Below are 19,608 nucleotides of genomic sequence, written 5' to 3'. Positions count from 1 at the left end.
CTAACTAAAGAGGTGTAAAAATGATGCCAACATCGTATTTTAAGGCTTAAGCAAGAAGAGCATCATTTTTACATATTATAATTGGTGAATACCATTCACACTCTGAGGTATATTTTACATTTGATACCTCAGAACTGCTTTCACATCTACATCATCTTCATTGGCATCCTCTATTTCATACACACTACCACCATGTTTTATAGTCTCTACTGCTGCTTTATTTACCAAGTCAGCATTACCCAACTTGTGTACCCCATCTATAGACACCTTATGATTATCTGGCGAATAGGTACCCCAAATATGATGTCCTCGCTTTATGAATAATGTTTCTGCCTGTCCTATGATAGCAGCCGGAATCACTTCTTCAGGATTGTACACTGCTTTACCATTGTCCAAACCTGCAGTAAACCGACTCTCTGCCGTGATTTCCTCATTATTAAAATGGTCTTTCACCAGTTCCCAAGCCATCTCTTTTAACTTAAGCAAGTTAGTATGCTCATGGTTGCCTGCTATATGCATTGCATTTAAGTTTTGGTAAGTATTGGCTTGTTGATATAGCGGAAAAAGATAATCAACACATGCTACAACTAGTGGAGCTTTCTCATCATGAAGCATTTGTAAAAGTCCTGCGTTAATGTCTCTGAAATACTTAAGAGCTTCTTCTTTCTTCTCAGACTCATTGCCGGCTCCGTGTCCATGAAAAATGGCCTCACCTTGTCCTCCTTTATCACTTCTAAACTGCAAGGCACTCTCCTCTAACTCCTCACCTACAGTCTCCTCTAGCGCCTGAGGCACCAACCCTTCAACTTCTACTGGTGTTATTGTGTGTTGGGTAGCTTCATAAAACTTCACATCTCCAAGGCTAAGGGCTAATATAAAGTGTCGCCCATCTTCGCGCAATGCAGGTGCTAATGGAGATAAGTAAAGGTGGTTAGATACGTAAGTAAACTCCTCTGTGTGGATAGGTAAAACAAAGGATTTAATCTCACCACTATATACAAAAACGGCCAGCGTATCAGATAAGTCAGTCCAGAGGTTTTCATTCTCTAGCAAATCATTCGCAGGCTGCAAATACAAATCAGCATCTCCTTTAGTAAGTCCGTATACTTGGAGCTGCTGATTGGCTTCTTTTATCTGATTCTTAAAACGAGTACGGTTCTTATATCTACTTTCTTCTACTCCGTCTCTTTCTGTTGGTATGTAAATAGAAACACAATGTGGTTTTTGTATTTCTGATAATTCTATAAAATCTGTTTTCTTAAATATATCCATAATGTTGATTTTTAGATTATACCTAAGAAGTTTCAAATAGTATACCTAAGCGGCTCCTGCACTCATCAATCGAGGTCTCCTGATCAATCGTCTTACTTTTTCCCTAATCTCTGTATTCACCAAAGACTGCCTCAGATTGCTCAAATCCCTCATTATAAAGCTATAAACAGCATATGCGTCTTTACCAATACCATCTATAAAGTCTGCCTTTCTAAAACTTTTAAGTATAGTTAATGCGGGGTGTCTACCTTGAATATTGTCCGCCTCTATCCCCACCATGGTTAAATTTCTATACACTGGCATCTTTATTTCTTCATCACAAAATTCTTCGTAAGTGAGATCGGGGCAGTAATTTCCTATTTCATCTATGCAGCTAAGGATATTTTTTAAGCGAATTTCATTGTTTAAATTTTTCATGTGCGTAAAGTTTGTAGTCATGCATTGCGCACAGAAGCAGGTACTTCTTAAGGCAAGGCTTTTAATATTCAATTCTTCATACTTATCTAAAGGGTTGAATACTGTGCCAAGAATCAAAAAAAGACTTGAGTAAAAGAAAAATGGGTTTAAATGATAGGCAAATGGAAACTTGCCGATTGTTTACACAGTTTACTGTCCTATATTTTCTACAGAAATATCGTTTCCTAGCAAACTATTGATACTATCTATTTTCTTATTGACCTGCTCTTTATCCAATCCATCAGTAATATACTCTTTACATGAATTGGCCATCCCATTAAGGTATTTAACCAGTATTTCGGTATAATCCTTATTGTCTTTATCTGCAAATGCCATATTCTTTAGGCATTCGAATAAATTGAGCATTACAGAAGCATCTTTTTTCCCATACTCACGAATGGGGGTCAAATGATTATACAACAGCTGAGAAAAACTTACTGGGGTAAAAAACAGGTACGGTTGCTTGTCGTCCGACATTAAGCAAATCCGTTCCTTACGTATCATTCGTTCTATGTACAAAATAGAAAGCATATCTATAGCCTTTATAGCGGTACCTGGGTCATTTATTCCGGGACTTAAGGCCTTTACGGCTATTTCACTTATCTGCTTAAATCCAAAAATGTAGTGATCTCTAACGTGTTCCTCAGCATAAAAAACAAAACAATTGATAATATCCAACTCCTCTTCCTTATCCAACTCTTTGTTTACTTTTAGAAAAGGAAAACCTTTAACCACAAAAGTTCCTATAGGTTCAGTAAGTTGCACTTTCAGGTCATGTTTCTGACAGAACTTCAAAAGCGAGTCGGCCTTTACTTGCTTTATATATCCAGGATATTTCGTTTTTATAGTATGCCACTCTTCAGTGTGAGGAACTTCTTCTTTCTCTATTTTGCCTGCAGCTTTAAGCTGCTCTTTAGTATCATAAAATATCTTTTCAAGGATATTGTCTACCTGAATTGACCTTGAAATGGAATGTATAAAATAAACAAACAGCGCCAAGCACACCACCACAAATAGCATAGAAATGAATATACCTACACTCGGAATCTGATGCTTAGCTTCGGCCGATTGGATGTTAACGGTTAATATTAAACTATAAATAATAGTGCCTAAATATACTCCTAGCACTATCTGGTGAGGTTTATTGGTAATAAGCCCTGGAATAACTCTCGGAGACAAGGTACTGGAAGCACGATTTAACACTACCATTACCATAGAAAAGCTAAAGACCATAAGCGAAATAACTCCTGCTGCTATGGTAGTAAGTATGCTTCTGGCGTTGTCAGTACCTTGTACAAGCATAATACTTATAGCCTCTTTGAGTTCGATCATAAAAGGCTGGTACTCTAAGGTCATCACAGCAAATGAAAACAGTAAAAACCCTATAGCTATAAGAGAAGGATAAAAGGCTATACTGTTTATAATATTTAAGTAGAACTTAAAAAATACCCGCTGTAATTTACGCATGTAGCTTAGTCTATTATTTTCAATACAAGTTGCTCACTGTCTGTTAATTCGCTTTTGTATTTTATTCCGTTTAGCTTTTTGGAAGTATACTTACCTAAATTGTCATTAAGCAATGTGTCTAATACCTTGGGGTGAATATAATACTCACGACAGACAGCCACCGTATTACCTAACACAGAAGCAACCTTTTTTACTAAAGCTGTTTCTAATTTTTTTCTAGGGTTCTCCTCTATTTCTGCCACCGCTTCGTCCATTTTTTCAATAGCTAACGTGGTTCCTCCCCAAGTACGAAAATCCTTAGCCGTAAAATATTCGCCAGAAATCTCCTCTAGATACTCATTCACATCGTGTGAATGCAAAGGGTGGCTCTTCCCATTTTCGTCTTTAAACTTAAAAATTTCATAGCCTGGCAACTCAGAAGTCTTTTTTATCAGTTTTATTAGCTTCTTACTCTCTACCTTTATTTTTCTTTCTTTTCCACTTTTTGCTTTAAAACTCAGGTAAAGCTTACCGTTTTTTTCTGCAATATGCTTTCTTCGCAAAGTGGTAAGCCCGTAGGTTTTATTTTCGTGCTCGTAATGTTTATTGCCAATTCTTATGTAGTGTTCATCGAGCATCATCACTACCAAAGCCAAAATTTTCTCTTTGGGCCACCCTCTTAAACTAATATCTTGCTCTAGTCTTTTTCGGATTAATGGCAACTTATGCCCAAATTCGACCAACTTTGAAAACTTGCTTTTCTGCCTGTATTCTACCCACTTGGGATGATAAATATATTGTTTCCTTCCCTTTAAATCGTGCCCTGTTACTTGCAGGTGCCCATTGGTATTTTCACAAATCCATACGTCAGTCCACATAGGCGGTATTACTAAAGCCTTAATCCGCTCAAGGGTTTCTTTATCCGTTATTTTATTACCATCGCAGTCATAATAAGCGAAGCCTCTTCCATGCTTTTTTCTTTTTAACCCCGGACAGTCATGAGGCACATAATTAATTTCCGGAGGGCATTTGGCTATAGCTTCCACAGGTTTAAATCATTTTACGAATTTCACTAAATGCACTGGGGTAGCTCATGAAGGTCTTCTTTATATCATCGGCTGACAAATTATGCTGTATAGCCATGGCGAAACCATTAATCACCTCATCAGCTTTTGGCCCTATTAAGTGAGCTCCTAATATTTCACCTTTCTCACCAATAAAAATTTTATACCCGCTGTAGTGCTCTTGCAAGCTTCTTGAAATTAACCAATGACTAGTATCCTTTTGCTTAGTAGTATAGTTAATGCGTTTTTCTATAAGCTCATTTTCAAGCATGCCCACCGAGGCCAATTTAGGAGCGGTAAAAAGCACATAAGGAACTCCATGGTATGAGGTTTTCTTTTTGGCACTGTCTTTTTCCAAAATATTGGTAGCCACCAAATGACCTTCATAATCTGCCACCAAAGTGAAAGGAAAACCTGTATCTGCCACATCTCCTGCACAATAAACATCTGGATTAGATACACTTTGCATGCTTGATTTAACACTAATGCCTTTTTTAGAATATTTTACACCGGCCTTTTCAAGGTTCAATGTTTTAATATTAGGCATTCTCCCTGCCCCATGCACTACCAAATCACAATCAATAGATACATTACCATGCTCATGATGCCCCTGTACAGCAAAATGGTCATTCTCTTTTCTTATCTCCTCCACAGTGAAATTCGTTCTGATGTCAATTCCATCCATTTGGAAAGACTCACATAATTTAGATACTAAAAAATGATCAAATTTATCCACAGGTAAATCACTAGCTTCTAAAATAGTTACCTCACAGCCAGACTTTCTTAATATTTGAGCAAACTCAAGGGCTATGTATCCTCCTCCTACAAATACTACCTTTTTAGGTACTTGGTCTAATTCCAGTAGCTGATCAGAAGTAATCATCAACTCTGCTCCATTAAAAGGCAATGCTGCAGGAACTGCCCCTGTTGCAACGGCAATTTTCTTGGCTTTGTACCTTTTACCCGCCACTTCAATAATATTAGCATCTACAAACGTGGCGCTCCCTTCAATAACCGTAATGCCATTTTTGGTAAATGCTTCTTTGGTATGCATTGGAATTAATTCAGTAAAAGACCGTTTGAAATGCATTAAAGACCCCCAGTCTAAATCAACATTGATTTGCTTAATACCCTTACCACTCAAATGACATGCGTACCGCAAAATTTCAGATGTAACAGCTAATACCTTTTTAGGCGTACAGCCTTTTAAAGCGCAAGTACCACCAAATTCTACATCTACAACAGCCGTCTTTTTTCCTGCATTGGCACATTTACCGGCTATGCTCCCTCCTGCGGGTCCACTTCCTATTACTATTACATCAAATTGCGTTTCCATATATCTATTAGTGCATCAAAGCTTAGCTTTAATTTGCGTTTTATCGTTCATGTTTACATTTACAGGTATCGGTTGCCCTTCCTGATATATCTTTAATTCTACAATATCAGCAGGCATATTATACCCTTCGGCAGCTAACCGGTTCACCACCTGCTGCATTACTTGGCTTTTCAAAACAGTGGTCGACCCAAGAAAATCATATGTATTTATCCAAAAGAATATTTTGAGGTTAATGGTACTGGTACCAAAATCGTTGATAATAACAAAAGGCTCTAAACCTTCCATTTTGGTAATATTTTGTAGCTTATCAAGCTCATCTAAAATGGCCTGTGAGGCATCAGCTATCTTATCTCCATAATCAAGACCTATCACAAACTCATGCCGCATTAAACCATCTTTGGTATAGTTAATTAGCGGATTTTTAATAAGCATAGAATTAGGAATGAAAATATCCCTGCCATCAAAAGCTCTCACATGTGTATTCCTAAAATTGAGTGCTTTTGCCGTGCCGGTAATGTCAGCTACTTGAATAATATCTCCAATTTTAAAAGGGCGACTAAAGGCGAGAAAGAAGCCAGACAAGAAATTTTCTCCTATATCTTTAAATGCAAAGCCTATTATTAAAGCAGACACACCCGCTCCAGCGAGTATTCCACCAGCCGCCTTGGTCAACCCCAGCTGATCAAGAAATAAGATAATACCTATTATCAAACAAATGAGAAAAATAGATCTTCCTATGAAATTTGTTAGCAGTGGATCTTTAACCTTTCGAGATATTCTCTTTTTTACCACACCGCGAAGCATTGCACCTATGAGTATAAAAATAGCAAGAAGGATCAGGCCTGTTACGAATGCGGGTAAATGTTCCATAACATTGCTGTACAACTTATGGAAGTGATATCTGAAACTATCGCTCATGGGTTATTGGGTATTTACCACTCATTCTTTAGTAGAAGATTGGTGATGGGTTGAATCTTCGTTGTGGTGCGAAGTATGTTTAGGATTATAGCTCTGCACTGGTTGGTCTTCATGACGGGTACAGCGCAGAGCTATAGCAGTGATAAGGCAGATTAATGAAATAATAAATATTCGAATATTTACTTTCATGTTTTTTCTTACCACTATTTTATAAATTTCGTTCTTCTACGGGCTTTTCAAAAGCATTACCTGCCTCTGAAGTAACTCCCTTAACTTCTATATCTTGCTTAACAAAACTATAGGCAGATTCAACAAAAAATGCCTTTTTCCCCACATATGCAATGGGAGTTTTGATAGCTTCGGGGTGTCTTTCAAGTATATCTAATAGCTCAGCTGATGAATAATCTTTCCCCTTAAGCTCATTCATATAGTATTCACTATTTTTATCTATTAACTCTGCCACTGTCACATGCATATCATCAGCTATTTCTGCTATGTGAGTTTCGGTTAAATTATCCTTTATAATATTTCTCTCGTTTAATTTATGGCTATCAATAGATTCAGCATAGCCAAATGCTTTTCTATCTTCCTGTTTTTCAGAATTATAGAAAAACAAAATTTCATTTTTTTCAGCTTTCATTTTTCTAAATATTTAATGTGTAATTTATTAAGATTGGGCTTGTTCTAGCTTCAGTTTCATTTCAGATAATGCCTCCCCACCTTTTATTCCAAAATCTAACGTTCTGATTGGGAATGGTATAGTAATATCATGCTCATCAAAGGCAGCTTTGATTTTCTTTATAGCTTTATTTCTCATGGCCAAAAAACCAGGCTGATCAGGATATTTTATCCAGAAACGTATATTGAAATTAATGGAACTGCTGCCAAATTCGTAATAATCGAATATCATGTCCTTTGGTCTTACTATACCCTCCAACGAATGAATGGTGTCAGTAACTAAAGATTCTACCTTATCCAAGTCATCGCCATATGAAACACCAACGGCCAAGTCCACTCTTCTTTCTCCTAAAATGCTATAGTTGATAATCGGGTTTTGAAGCACATCTTTATTAGGAATATAAACTTCTTGGCCCTGAAAGGTTTTGATAGTGGTAACACGCAGGTTAGTCCTATTTACCGTGCCCATGTAGTCTTGCACTGATATAACATCTCCCAACCTAAATGGCCTGCGGAACGCCAATATGACGCCACTAACAAAATTGGCGGCAATATCTTGAAAGGCAAAGCCCAATGCCAAACCAATAACTCCTACCCCTGCAAGTAATGATGTAACGGTTTTATCTAATTTTAATATGCCAAGTATTATGAAAATACCGACTCCTAAAACAAGATAATAGATTACTGTAGAAAAGAGATTTTCTAACGCTCTATTTGCAGAAGCTCGTGAAAATAATTTAATAAAAACGCGCTGAGCCATTTTAGCGAGAAAAAGAAATACAATAAATAACAAGATGGCTACGGCCATATTAGGCAGCATGCCCAATAATGTCTCTAACCAAGTGTTTAGCTTATCTGTAACTTTATCAAATGCTGATGCTAGCTCTATTTCCATTAATATTATTTGGTTTTGGTAGTATTAGTAAAAAAAGCCTGAGTCTGCAGACTCAGGCTTTCTGTCTGTTATTTTTAATTATAAACTTGCAATCTCTTCTTTCAACTCCTCTTTAGACTTGCCCGTTTTTTTCTGAATACGGCCTAACATCTCGTCATATTTACCTTCAGCGAAGGTTAAATCATCATCAGTGAGATCTCCATATTTCTGTTTTAACTTACCTTTAAGTTCGTTCCAGTTTCCTTTTACTTGTAAATCGTTCATAATTGTAATGTTTTAGTGAATATTATCTAATGCTTTTTTATGCAGCTACCTTAGTTAAGATTTACTTTATCTTTCACTTTAGTAAATGACTTTTTGCCTTCTGCGATATACTCGTCTAAAAGGCCATTATATTTAACCTTAGCAGCATCAAACGTTTCAGCTAAAGATTTACTTAGACTGTCTCTTAGTTTATCTGACTCAGTACCTAATTTTTTTCTAGTATCTCTACCACTCTCAGGTGCTAATAATAATCCTGTTAATGCTCCTGCTAATGCTCCTGCTGCAAACCCAGCTATTATTTTAATATTCGTGTTCATAATTGATAGTTTTATAATGTAAACTTTTAACAATACCCCCGAATTCTTATCAGGTTTAGTAAGTACTATGAAAAAGATGTACCAATTCTGATTGATATAAAAAAACAGGTCTATATAGCCATATGGGCGGTTTTATGATTTCAATTATGGCTAACAGCATTGAAGTGATGTACAATTTTTTCCACACTCTGGGGAAATACAAATATTGGCACCAGCACTAATCCCTCTATAATATCATGTACAAACAGATTAATGTTATGGCATAGCTTTAGCACATATTTTACTAAAGGATTTAAAACTAAAAACATCAATAGATATGTCTAAACATAATTTAAAGCCATTATCAGAAGTAATGACTGACTTGCGCAACCAAGGATATAAAGCCGACTTTAATTATAGAGACGGAGAATTACACAATGACAGCAACCAGAAAACTTATGCTCCTGAAGAAATTACTATCAAAGAAGAGTATAGATTTGAAGGCGAATCTGACCCTGCTGATTCATCAATTTTATATGCCATTGAAACCAGTGCAGAAGAGAAAGGCTTGCTAGTAGATGCTTATGGAGCAGATACTACCATGGAATTAGAGGAATACTTAGAAAAAGTAAACCGTGAAGATGCAGTATCGCACTAAATAAATAAAGTAATCAGATACACATATACAACTCAATAAAAAAGGCTCCTATCGGAGCCTTTTTTATTGCTGAGGGTTATACACCCCATATCTTTTATCTTAGAATAAGAATCCTAAATTAAGGTTGTACCTACTGTCTTCATCACTTTCAGTATACACCGCAGTAAAAACCCAACGGCCTACAGGAGCAATCCAAACACCACCCCCTGCACCTCGATGCCACTTACCCGACTCATTAGGCACATCTGACCAAACTCTACCTTGGTCTAAGTGACCACTGATACCGAACTCAAACGGCATATAATAAAATGGCACCTTTAAAAGTCTAATGCGAACCTCCGTATTTTGATACACGCTGCTATTGCCTGTAAACCTGTTACGTCCATAACCTCTTACATTTCCCAGTCTACTAAGTCCAGCGTTTCCTCCTATGTTGGGGGCTTGATAAAAATCATAGTCCCCGGCAATACTTGCGCCTCCTATCCTTACTGCAAAAGTGGTTTTGAAAGGTAAATCCAAGGTGTAGTAAGCTCTCAATTCGCTTTCTATTTTACTAAATCTACTATTATCATTATTAAATTCGGCCATCCATTTGCTGGTAGTAATCCATCTCACTCCCTTCTCTGGCTTTTGTAAATTATCAGTAGTACGTACATCAGCCTTAAACTCAAACCCACCAAAATGACTTCCTTCAAAGACTTCAGGGTTGAGCTCTGGCCCAATAATATCAATATACCTATCAGTGTCATGCTCTACCTTAGCATACTGATAACTCGGACCAAATTTAATGGATGATTTCTTTCCAATGTTATAGGTAAGCCCGGGGTTAAATGTGATATCTTTATACCGTACACGGTAATATTGGCTATCATCATTATCTAACTCTTCAGAGCCATTACCATAGCCATAAAAGTTAGTATAAAAATTAGGCGCTCTTACCGATAAATCAAGGTTGAGTCCCAAATCTCCAAATAGCTTGATGAAATCTCCTTGGTAATCAAAGTTCCAAGCCGAAGTACTTGGAGCATAATTAGCCACTATCTTATGCATAGTAGCATATGGGTCTTTCCTAAACCCTTGTGTTTTTATCACTACACCTCCTCCAAAAAATATTCCATCGTCATTATTGAGGCCTACATAGAGTGCGGGTCCAAAGTAATCATATTTAAATTCCGTGAAATTGTATTCATTATTGTCAGCATCAGGTGATAGCATAAGCTTACCTTCCTTACCTTCTTCCAAATCATTCTCTTCATCTATATCATCATAGTAAATGGTTTTACGTGCTAAACCCGCTACATGAGACGAATCTTGATACGTGTCTTCTCCCTTACCTCCTATTATCCTAACCTTTACACCTTTTTTATTCTCACCAGATACGTAGAAATAATCATCATCACCTAAGCCATAAATTCTTACTTCTTTTGTTTCTCCATATTTAAACTCCCTATGGAAATAACGCCTCTTTTTCTTACCATGCTTACCTGCTTCATATACATTGACTTCAGTATTATTATTTTCCTTTCTTATGATTTCAAATACTTCGTCCTGATCACTGCCCACAACATCCACCTGCTTAGCCAAAACTTTATAATAATTTCTGGCAAAGGTTTCCAAATTATCACGCCTTGCCTTAAGTATTCTCACCAACCTATCACCTGTAATATTATAAATAGTATCAGGTAGCTGATGAAGAGATTTCTCTATAATATCATCAGTAAGTTTCTCTTGCATGAAATTGGCCATATCAGCCCAGTCATCTTCTGTTAATTCTGTAAGAAATCTTCTATCTAAATGACGTGCATTAAAATTAAAACCAGAGATATCTCGTATTTCGGGTTGAAAATCCTGAAACTTTCTCAGTGCCCATTTTCTGCTGGCCCACCATGGCAAAAAGCCATCGAATTTAAAAAACATATTATCCCTGTCTTCAGGAATAGGTCTATAGAATTTCTTATCATCATCATCTTCTAACTCAGCCCACCTAAACTGCCCCTGATGTCTGTCCCAATCTCCAATCCAAATATCAAACAGTCTTGCCTTTAGCAAGCTTTCATCATCTACATAGCTATCATTATCATCTCTAAGCTCCTCCATTACAGAGTTGGTGCTAACTGCATTCTTGGTATTTCCAAAATCTTTATAATCTGACCAGTCTTCATCAGCATCTTGCTCCAGCATGGCTAGCACACCTCCAAAATCTTTTCGGTATTTCCCTAATATTGGTGTGTCAGGAATATAAAAAAGCTGCGGATTGGTATGATACATACCGATAGCATCTTCCATAGGAGGCAGTATAAAAGGGGCGTAAGGTATAGACGCTGAGATCTGATCTTGAATTACATCATCAGCAAAAGAGTATTGCAGCCCTGTGGGCAATGTAGGTGTAGGATCTTTCTGTATTGACCTTAAAGAATATAATTTACCATTCTTAGCCTTTAGCTTAAGCGAATAGGTCTGCATTCCTCCACCCTTTTTGAGAATTTCGAAGCCTCCTTTTTCTGTCTCTAAGTTGATTATAGGGACTTTTACAGGCGCTAACCACACCTCTCGGTAATGATCTCCTAGCATAAATCTCTTGAAGCTTCCTGCCTCATAAAGCCTACCAGCCACCACAGTAACAGAATCAGACTCCTGAGAGATCGCTTGCTGCTTAACAGACTCATTATGAGAGTATTTAGAAACTTTACACCCCGATAAAAAAAACATAGGGGCTAACAAAACTGCCAGCCCTCCTCTTATATATTTAATCATTTATTTATTAATGGTTAGGTTTATAGCTCTCTTACTGTGCATTCGTATATAAAAAAATGAATATGAAAGCTAATACTGTAAGGCTTAAGCCGCCCATGAAAATGTTATATGAAATACTTAATAGTCTGTATTTTTCCTTTAGCACAAGTCCAAGGTTATAAATATCAACGGACATGCTTTCGTATAGTTTTTTCTGATCTTTTTTAAGGTCATTTAGATAGCGAATAAACTCCTCTTTAGGTATACCCAAGAAATTACCAAAGTAAAGCAAACTATTATTTCCTTTCTCTGCCTTTTCTAACTTCACTTTTTTCTCAGTGACCTTAGGCCGCGCAGACAATACCGCAAACACTACAGAAAGTAGTGCCCCTACTAATAAAATCATAATAGGCACTGTAAACCTTAAATTTTCCACTATAAAACCTTGTGAAACAGAAAGGCTAGCACCAGAAAGTGTTACAATTACAGATATTAAAATGGTGTTTATGCTAATCATCATATTAGCTTTACCGTCTGCTATAGCACTTAAATTGATATGGTTTCTATAGTTGGCTCTATACAAAGTATCAATACCACGGCCGAAGTCTTTTCCGGTATTCTCACGGATAGTTACCTTTCGAGCCTTTAGTATATTTTTGCGTTGCTCTTTTATATTTTTGACCCTACGCTTTTCAAATTCCTCCTTACCTACTTTAGTAATGAAGTTATTAGTTACTAAAAAGTCATATTGATGTTTCTCCCAATCAAGCTCAGAATACTTTTTATCCAAAAAATTCTCTAACTCTACCCTTAACAATTCTCCTTTTCGGAAAAACCTCTTCCGCCCCATGTGGGCCATATCTGCATCATGAATCAGCTCTTCCAAAAAGTCTTCGGGCTTATGCCCCACAACAGTACTCATGATAAGCTTTTTCACCTTATCAATTTTACCTGCATCGTAACCGTTTTGAGAGAGCCACTCCTCAGCTATTATGGCACTTTCATGTTCATGACCATTATATTTTTTTATATAACCAGTATCATGAAACCATGCCGAAAGTACTAGCAGCTCTAACTCCTCATCATTGAGCTCGGCCTTTTTTCCTAGTGCTTCCGATATTTCTGCCACTTCAGAAGTATGAGCTATACTATGGTATAATAGTTTATCAGAAAGCTCCTCCTTAAACAAGGAGGAAACATGCTTTTCTGCTTTTGTGATAATGTTGTGTGATTCTTCGGTTTGATCTGTTGTCATATTAGGTCAATAAGTATTAGTAGCAGTATGGTTTACACTGCCTCTTTCCATGCTACACACCTAAATTCGGGGTGCTTAGAAAGATATGTTTCTACAAAAGGACAGCCGGCAATCATTTCCATATGTTCCTTCTGTATATAAATAAGAGCGTTGTATAATAATGTACTGGCAATACCACGAGAGCGTAATGCTTCTGGCACATGTACATATTCGAAATCAAGAACTTCAGGGCTTACTTGCTTAAACTGTAAATAGCATTCAGCGCCATCGATAGTGGTGGTAAACTTCTTACCCGCCATGTCTAATCTTACGGAACAATTCATAATAAGATGTATTAGATTCGATGTAGATATAGTAAAAAATATGCCAAACTCATTTTTAGCCCTACAGGCTATTTACACCTTAATTAGTGAGTATTTCTCATATCCATAATGAGGAAAAAATTCCCCAGCCCTATTCCCCATTCCTTATTTCCACTTAGTATACCGGTATGGAATAATTTTTGAAGAATATTTACTATGAAAAACCCATTAAAAAGAAAAGATAATTTCAATTCTTACCTGATTCCGGGGCTAGCTATAGCATCAGGCATAGCATTGAAAAAATGTTTTGACTACGGATATAAATCAGTTAAGAAAGAAAATCCACCCGAAACATTAAGACATAATGAACATAATATTGGTTATGTCATAGGGTGGACAGTGGTAACCAGTGCAGCGGTGGGTATGGTAAGACTTATGACCCGAGACCTACTAAAAACCAAGATACGTTGAATTAATTTTCAACTTTGAATATATGCAAAAAGCCAAATGTAAATACATTTGGCTTTTTTATGTTTGAGATCAATGTCCTTATTTAATGTACTAACTCAGATTCAAATTCATTGAGCTGAGTTATAGTACCGGCAATCATATGCATTTGCTTTTCTAATTTTTCCCTAATGTATTGTGGAATTTCAGCATGAATGGCCTCTTCATACACTTTTATGGCATTTTTTTCTCCAAACTTAGCTTCTTCAATAATTGCTTTATCTTCTTTGCTAGCAAAAGATTCTTTGATGTCGATCCAAGTACGATGAAAATAACCTTTTACTGTACCTGAGTCATTAATCTCTATTCCTTGGTCACGCACGTCATTTTTCAATTCTTCTATAAACAACTTGCGCTGTTGAGCTAGTCGATTAAAAATGGTTTTAAACTCGTTGTTATTAATTTCGCTGGCAGCCCTTTCATAACCCTCAGCTCCATCATGACAAATATCTATTACGTTTTGTATTGCTTTTTTCTCAGTTTCCATAACTCTATTTTTTTAATTAAGGGTATAGCACCCATTTGTTATTTTTAGTTATGAATCTGCATATTCTATTCCAACCGCGTTAACTAGTTATTTAATCCGTTTTATAGGATAATGGCCTCTTTTTTTGTCTAAAAAAATTAACACATTGTGAAATTGTTTCTCCAATCATACTCGCTTTTTTAATTGAATAAACAATTCTTTACCGGCCCTTCTACCCACGCTATTGTAGCACTCTTCCATTTTAATCACTTCAAACAATGGCTCAAAATAAGTCAAGTACTCTTCTTTATTACCTCCAAAAGGAGGTCCATCATCTCCTTCAAAGTTAAACAATACCCCCGCCAAAATTCCTTGAGGCTTTAATAGGTCATGCATCTTTTGAGCATAATCTGTTCGCAATTGTGGGTTTAGCGCACAAAAGAAAGTTTGCTCTACAATTAAATCAAATTCACCTTCAAATAGAAAGAAGTCTTGATGATGTAAGTTTTCTTCAGGGAAATCAGGATAATTGGCTTTTAACTTTTGCAAGGGTAACTCAGAGATATCTATCACCTTCACATTTTTAAAGCCTTTTTTATAAATATAGGCAGGCTCATGCCCTGTGCCGGCTCCAGGCACTAATATATTTAGAGATTTGTCTTTTAAACTATCAATATATTCTTTTATTGGAGTGGTAATCTGTCCCATATCCCAGGGTGTGTCTGCGTCATTGTACCTGCTACTCCAATAATTTTCATCTAATGCCATAAAACTAATGGGTTATGAAAGCGTTATAGCTCAAAATGAAACGCTTTTCATTGATTTATACTTAAGAAAGAATAAATTTACAAGCAAATAAAAATTAACTGCAAGCATTTAACATATATGGTTGAAAATAATTCTAACAATAACACTTCAACACCGGAATCGAAAAAGTCTAATCGCAAGACTGCAATAGTTGTTGTTATTCTGGCTATTATAATTATAGTACAGGGCGTTAAAATTTACCTCGATCACCAATCTAGTGTAGCACGCGAAACAGAGCTAGCTTCTACAGAAGAAGAATTGGCCACTACTATGCAAAAGCTCACTGACATAAGAGCGGAATTAGATCTTAAAATTGAGCAAATCCGTGAGCTCGGAGGAAATGTGGATGAACTTGAAAAGGCTAAGGCTGACATTGAAAAAGAGCTCGCCCGCCAGCAAACTGCTTCACGAAGAACAATAAGAAACCTGAAAGATAAAGTAGGTGGGTACGAAGTGCTATTAAAGGCTAAAGATGAAGAGATCAATCGTTTAAAAAATGTTAACGATGAGCTTTTAACTGAAAATACTACTTTAAAAACAGAAAAAAATCAGCTATCTGATAGCATACACAGATTTAGACAAACTCAGGAAAAGCTACAAGATAAAGTGGCGGTGGCTTCTCAATTGAAAGCTGAAAATGTGCAAGTATTAGCGGTAAATAGTAGAGGAAAAGAAAGAGAGTCTCCTTTTAAAAGCAGACAAATTGATAAGGTGAAAGTTGTATTCAACATAGCTGAAAACAAAGTAGCACCTATTGAGGGCAAAGACATTATAGTTAAAATAACTGATGGTAATGGGCAGGTTATATTTGATGTAGCCAAAGGTTCGGGTACATTTATGTACAATGGTAAAGAGGAGTTTTACACGGCAAGTCAGGAAATACTGTTTGACAACACAAAACAACAGTTGACTTTTGAATACCAAAAAGGTAGTGAGTGGGAAGAAGGCATTTATACCATGGACATTTACACCGACAGTTATAAAATGGGTACAGAACAATTTGAAGTAAAGTAACCCACATAATCATAAACAAAAAGAGGCCGCTCAATGAGCGGCCTCTTTTTGTTTATTGATCTGCCAATTATAGCTTTTATAATTTACCTCTACATTACTATCAATTTTAACTTCAGTGTATTGACTGATAAAATCTATGAGCGAACCATGTTTAGTAAAGTCTACTTTAAACCATTTGAATATTTTAGATAGTTTTAATTCTCTTTCGGATACATAATTACGAGTAGAGTCATTAACAAACAACTGAGCTTGCACATCCAAATCATCATAGAGTGTAGAATCTGTATATGGCGAAGCTTTTAACCGAGGGCACGACATTGACGCACAATTGATAGCAAAGTGTATTCTAGGCTCGTTAAACTTCACCCTCAAAATATGATGTTCTATATGATCGAGACTGCAAGGCTTTCCTCCTATTTCAAAGAACTCATCAGTCCACACCGTGCGATATTTGGGTATGTATAAAATTGGATTTAAATGCTGAATACTACTGACAGGGTAATGATCTACTATTAATTTCACTACCATGATATTATAAGTATTGATCCAATAAGCTAGTTGCTCCTCATTACTCCAAGCACTGGTATCGGGTGCAACATGTGTTACTTCATCTACTACCTTATCTAGCATTTCACTTTCTAGCAGTATACCTTCATAGTCAACCAATCCTTCTTCGTTGACATGCTTCTTTAATAAATATGCCCATTGAGCATAACTTGGAATTTCAGCACCTGCCTGATTATACGTATGTTCTTCATGGCATGAAGAACATATTATCAGCGCCAGAAATATGATTACGCAACTGATGAATGCTTTCATCATAATGGCTTTATAATATTATTATCAAGGTCTACATAAAAGCTATCGGTGTAAGCAGAGTACACGACATCCACTTTTAGAAAGTGAATGCCCTGATCCAAGTATTTCTGTTTATAAATAGAAATGTGAGCATAGCGTTTTTCTAGTCCCGAAACAGTAAAAGTATCTTCAGGCTCATCTTTATTCGTATATACCTTCACCTCATAGTTATTCCTTTTCCCCTCAGAAGTCGGCAATTTTATTATGGCAGTTTTATCATAAGATATAGAAACAGCGAAGTCTTTAACATTAACCTTTCTACTATCATTCATAACCACCACCAGCTTATATTCATAGCCGACTGCATAAGTAACATAATCGGTTACGGAATAATCCGTTTTCACTTCACCGATAGCATTATAAATTAGCGGTACGTTTTTAATTTGATGGTACTTAAATTCGTTTGTTCTCTTTCTATAAATCAAAGTAACACTTACTTTTGGTACTAGCTCTTCGGGAATACTCCATTTTATTACATTCTTCCCAGGTACTTTATCAATTGTTACATCCTTTAACAACGAGCCATCATAAATAGGATTGACACCCTTTGGCTTATGGCTCACCTCTATATCATATTTACAATAATCATTAAGATAACCATCCACATTTAACCAATACATCTGCCCTACTGTCAAATCCTGCAGTTCTATAAAAACATCATCATGATTAGCCAAAGAAACACATTGTAGTATCGAATAGGTTTCAGGGCTACAAAGCTCCCCTTCCAGTACAATTAATTGCACTCCCAAGAAATCACGACACCGTTGCCCACTAATATTTATAAATAATGATTCAGAGGTATCGGCCGTAAACAAAAACCATTGATCGTTATGATACTTAATGCATTTACCTGTCAGCTTTTCGTCTATACAGTCAATTTCTACCGTATTACCATTGGTTTGAGATGTATAAGCTGAATCTATCGGGAGCCATAACGCATTTTTCATGTCATCATTGGACTGCTGTGCATAAACCAGTGAGTAACATAGTAACCATAAAGATAAAAGGGTGTAAATTCGCATGGCAAACAAATAGTTAGCAAGTGAAGAGGCTAACGAAAATAGCTAATAAAAATTTATAAGCAAGTTTCCTTCCTAGATAAAAATTACTTAAGTTTGCACCCTCAAATTTTTAACAATTAATTAGTAATCCTATGAAAAATTACGAGACGGTATTCATACTAAATCCCGTTTTGTCTGAAGAGCAGATGAAGGATACTGTCAAAAAATTCGTACAAGTAATTACGGATGGTGGTGCAGAAATCATCAACGAAGAGCAGTGGGGACTAAAAAAGCTGGCTTATCCAATCCAGCATAAGTCTACTGGCTTTTACAACCTTGTAGAATTTGCGGCAGAACCTACCTTAGTAGACAAGTTAGAGACTGAATTCAGAAGGGATGAAGCAGTAATGAGATTCTTAACTGTTTCTTTAGACAAGCACGCGATCGAGTATAACGAGAAGCGTAGAAAAGGTGCATTTAGAAAAGATAAGAAGAAGGCTAAGGAGGAGCCAGCGAAATGACATTAATGAACGAACCTGTAAACAGGAACGAAAACAAAAGCAAATACTGCCGTTTTAAGAAAAATGGTATAAAATATATCGATTACAAAGATCCTGACTTCTTGTTGAAATTTGTAAACGAACAAGGTAAAATTTTACCTAGAAGAATTACAGGCACAAGCCTTAAATTCCAAAAGAAAGTGTCTCAAGCTGTAAAAAGAGCTAGACACCTAGGTTTATTACCTTATGTAACCGATTCTTTAAAATAATAAGATTGAATTAATTATTATGGAAGTAATATTAACGCAAGATATTCAAGGACTTGGTTACAAAAACGATACAGTTGATGTTAAACCAGGTTATGGACGTAACTATTTAATCCCTCAGGGATATGCTATCATCGCTAATAAATCAAACGCGAAAATGATAGCTGAGAACATCAAGCAAGCTGCTCACAAAGCAGAGAAAATTAAAAAAGACGCTGAAGAATTAGCTAAAAATATCGGAAATCTTACTATTGAGATCGGTACTAAAGCTGGTGAGAGCGGTAAAATATTCGGTGCTATCACTACTACTCAAGTAGCTGATAAACTTAAAGCTAAAGGATTTGAAATCGATAAGAAGAAAATCGGCTTTAACGAGAATATCAAAAATATCGGAGAATACAGTGCTACTTTAGATCTACACAGAGATGTACAACATGACATCCAAATTGTGGTAGTAGCTGAATAAGCATTATCCATTATTACTAAAAAAGCCTTACATTTCTGTAAGGCTTTTTTTATGCCCTATTTTCTATAACATCCGTATTTAGGTAATCTAATACTCAGACAAGAAGCTAATAACACTTAAAAGGTTATAAATAAATAACATCAATTAATA

General features: G+C 36.3%; 23 protein-coding genes. 6 read left to right on the top strand and 17 right to left on the bottom strand.

Going from position 1 to position 19,608, the window contains the following annotated elements; all coding sequences use genetic code 11:
• Positions 1 to 114: 114 nt before the first annotated feature.
• The 10 genes from ACXACQ_RS13285 to ACXACQ_RS13240 all read right to left on the bottom strand — a co-directional run bounded on the left by ACXACQ_RS13285 (position 115) and on the right by ACXACQ_RS13240 (position 8,646).
• Positions 115 to 1,272 (bottom strand): baeRF7 domain-containing protein, encoded by a 1,158-nt coding sequence (locus tag ACXACQ_RS13285; RefSeq protein ID WP_474976435.1) that lies wholly within the window; start codon positions 1,270 to 1,272, stop codon positions 115 to 117.
• 45 nt (positions 1,273 to 1,317) lie between these two features.
• Positions 1,318 to 1,689: a hypothetical protein gene (locus tag ACXACQ_RS13280; protein WP_474976434.1), complete on the bottom strand. Its 372-nt coding sequence runs from the start codon at positions 1,687 to 1,689 to the stop codon at positions 1,318 to 1,320.
• A 189-nt stretch (positions 1,690 to 1,878) separates the two neighbouring features.
• Positions 1,879 to 3,195, bottom strand: coding sequence for a DUF2254 domain-containing protein (locus ACXACQ_RS13275; protein ID WP_474976433.1), 1,317 nt, complete (start codon positions 3,193 to 3,195; stop codon positions 1,879 to 1,881).
• A 5-nt stretch (positions 3,196 to 3,200) separates the two neighbouring features.
• Positions 3,201 to 4,220: a DNA topoisomerase IB gene (locus tag ACXACQ_RS13270; protein ID WP_474976432.1), complete on the bottom strand. Its 1,020-nt coding sequence runs from the start codon at positions 4,218 to 4,220 to the stop codon at positions 3,201 to 3,203.
• Positions 4,221 to 4,224: 4 nt separating this feature from the next.
• Entirely contained in the window at positions 4,225 to 5,574 is a 1,350-nt protein-coding gene (locus tag ACXACQ_RS13265; RefSeq protein ID WP_474976431.1) for a dihydrolipoyl dehydrogenase family protein, read from the bottom strand.
• 15 nt (positions 5,575 to 5,589) lie between these two features.
• A complete protein-coding gene (locus tag ACXACQ_RS13260; protein WP_474976430.1) occupies positions 5,590 to 6,492 on the bottom strand; it encodes a mechanosensitive ion channel family protein in 903 nt (300 codons plus the stop codon).
• A 208-nt stretch (positions 6,493 to 6,700) separates the two neighbouring features.
• Complete coding sequence (locus ACXACQ_RS13255; RefSeq protein ID WP_474976429.1) at positions 6,701 to 7,132, bottom strand: arsenate reductase family protein; 432 nt, start codon at positions 7,130 to 7,132, stop codon at positions 6,701 to 6,703.
• A 27-nt stretch (positions 7,133 to 7,159) separates the two neighbouring features.
• The gene (locus ACXACQ_RS13250; RefSeq protein ID WP_474976428.1) at positions 7,160 to 8,065 is read right to left on the bottom strand and encodes a mechanosensitive ion channel family protein; all 906 of its coding nucleotides are present in this window, start codon (positions 8,063 to 8,065) and stop codon (positions 7,160 to 7,162) included.
• A gap of 78 nt (positions 8,066 to 8,143) precedes the next feature.
• Positions 8,144 to 8,329: a CsbD family protein gene (locus tag ACXACQ_RS13245; protein ID WP_474976427.1), complete on the bottom strand. Its 186-nt coding sequence runs from the start codon at positions 8,327 to 8,329 to the stop codon at positions 8,144 to 8,146.
• A gap of 50 nt (positions 8,330 to 8,379) precedes the next feature.
• Entirely contained in the window at positions 8,380 to 8,646 is a 267-nt protein-coding gene (locus ACXACQ_RS13240; RefSeq protein WP_474976426.1) for a YtxH domain-containing protein, read from the bottom strand.
• Between the two features lie 316 nt (positions 8,647 to 8,962).
• Between ACXACQ_RS13240 and ACXACQ_RS13235 the strand changes: the two genes are divergently transcribed.
• Positions 8,963 to 9,283, top strand: a complete 321-nt coding sequence (locus ACXACQ_RS13235) for a phosphoribosylpyrophosphate synthetase (RefSeq protein WP_474976425.1) — start codon at positions 8,963 to 8,965, stop codon at positions 9,281 to 9,283.
• 99 nt (positions 9,284 to 9,382) lie between these two features.
• On the opposite strand, the gene ACXACQ_RS13230 is transcribed toward ACXACQ_RS13235, so the two are convergent.
• The 3 genes from ACXACQ_RS13230 to ACXACQ_RS13220 are packed head-to-tail and all read right to left on the bottom strand — an operon-like array spanning position 9,383 to position 13,594.
• Entirely contained in the window at positions 9,383 to 12,037 is a 2,655-nt protein-coding gene (locus ACXACQ_RS13230; protein WP_474976424.1) for a BamA/TamA family outer membrane protein, read from the bottom strand.
• Between the two features lie 31 nt (positions 12,038 to 12,068).
• On the bottom strand, positions 12,069 to 13,271 hold the full coding sequence (locus ACXACQ_RS13225) for a Pycsar system effector family protein (RefSeq protein ID WP_474976423.1): 1,203 nt from the start codon (positions 13,269 to 13,271) through the stop codon (positions 12,069 to 12,071).
• Between the two features lie 32 nt (positions 13,272 to 13,303).
• Positions 13,304 to 13,594, bottom strand: a complete 291-nt coding sequence (locus ACXACQ_RS13220) for a GNAT family N-acetyltransferase (RefSeq protein WP_474976422.1) — start codon at positions 13,592 to 13,594, stop codon at positions 13,304 to 13,306.
• Positions 13,595 to 13,789: 195 nt separating this feature from the next.
• Between ACXACQ_RS13220 and ACXACQ_RS13215 the strand changes: the two genes are divergently transcribed.
• Entirely contained in the window at positions 13,790 to 14,044 is a 255-nt protein-coding gene (locus ACXACQ_RS13215; RefSeq protein ID WP_474976421.1) for a DUF4235 domain-containing protein, read from the top strand.
• Positions 14,045 to 14,126: 82 nt separating this feature from the next.
• Here the strand turns inward: ACXACQ_RS13215 and ACXACQ_RS13210 are convergent, their stop codons facing one another.
• Both ACXACQ_RS13210 and ACXACQ_RS13205 read right to left on the bottom strand, forming a co-directional pair.
• A complete protein-coding gene (locus ACXACQ_RS13210; RefSeq protein WP_474976420.1) occupies positions 14,127 to 14,567 on the bottom strand; it encodes a ferritin-like domain-containing protein in 441 nt (146 codons plus the stop codon).
• A gap of 165 nt (positions 14,568 to 14,732) precedes the next feature.
• On the bottom strand, positions 14,733 to 15,314 hold the full coding sequence (locus tag ACXACQ_RS13205) for a methyltransferase (protein WP_474976419.1): 582 nt from the start codon (positions 15,312 to 15,314) through the stop codon (positions 14,733 to 14,735).
• 117 nt (positions 15,315 to 15,431) lie between these two features.
• Here ACXACQ_RS13205 and ACXACQ_RS13200 point away from each other — a divergent pair, with 117 nt between their 5' ends.
• Positions 15,432 to 16,367 (top strand): coiled-coil domain-containing protein, encoded by a 936-nt coding sequence (locus tag ACXACQ_RS13200; protein ID WP_474976418.1) that lies wholly within the window; start codon positions 15,432 to 15,434, stop codon positions 16,365 to 16,367.
• Between the two features lie 30 nt (positions 16,368 to 16,397).
• Here ACXACQ_RS13200 and ACXACQ_RS13195 read toward each other — a convergent pair whose 3' ends face one another.
• Complete coding sequence (locus ACXACQ_RS13195; protein ID WP_474976417.1) at positions 16,398 to 17,189, bottom strand: DUF547 domain-containing protein; 792 nt, start codon at positions 17,187 to 17,189, stop codon at positions 16,398 to 16,400.
• Complete coding sequence (locus ACXACQ_RS13190) at positions 17,186 to 18,247, bottom strand: hypothetical protein (protein WP_474976416.1); 1,062 nt, start codon at positions 18,245 to 18,247, stop codon at positions 17,186 to 17,188. Before ACXACQ_RS13190 ends, ACXACQ_RS13195 begins: the two co-directional genes overlap by 4 nt.
• A gap of 131 nt (positions 18,248 to 18,378) precedes the next feature.
• On the opposite strand from ACXACQ_RS13190, the gene rpsF reads away from it, so the two are divergent.
• From rpsF to rplI, 3 genes are read left to right on the top strand one after another with little or no spacing between them, the layout of a single operon-like run.
• Complete coding sequence (rpsF, locus tag ACXACQ_RS13185; protein ID WP_474976415.1) at positions 18,379 to 18,747, top strand: 30S ribosomal protein S6; 369 nt, start codon at positions 18,379 to 18,381, stop codon at positions 18,745 to 18,747.
• Entirely contained in the window at positions 18,744 to 18,995 is a 252-nt protein-coding gene (rpsR, locus tag ACXACQ_RS13180; RefSeq protein ID WP_474976414.1) for a 30S ribosomal protein S18, read from the top strand. Before rpsF ends, rpsR begins: the two co-directional genes overlap by 4 nt.
• Positions 18,996 to 19,014: 19 nt before the next feature.
• Positions 19,015 to 19,458, top strand: coding sequence for a 50S ribosomal protein L9 (rplI, locus tag ACXACQ_RS13175; RefSeq protein ID WP_474976413.1), 444 nt, complete (start codon positions 19,015 to 19,017; stop codon positions 19,456 to 19,458).
• The last annotated feature ends 150 nt before the right edge of the window (positions 19,459 to 19,608 follow it).

This window comes from Fulvivirga sp. AWR4_260 (genome assembly GCF_056158185.1).
This window is presented reverse-complemented; position numbering and strand designations above follow the sequence as displayed.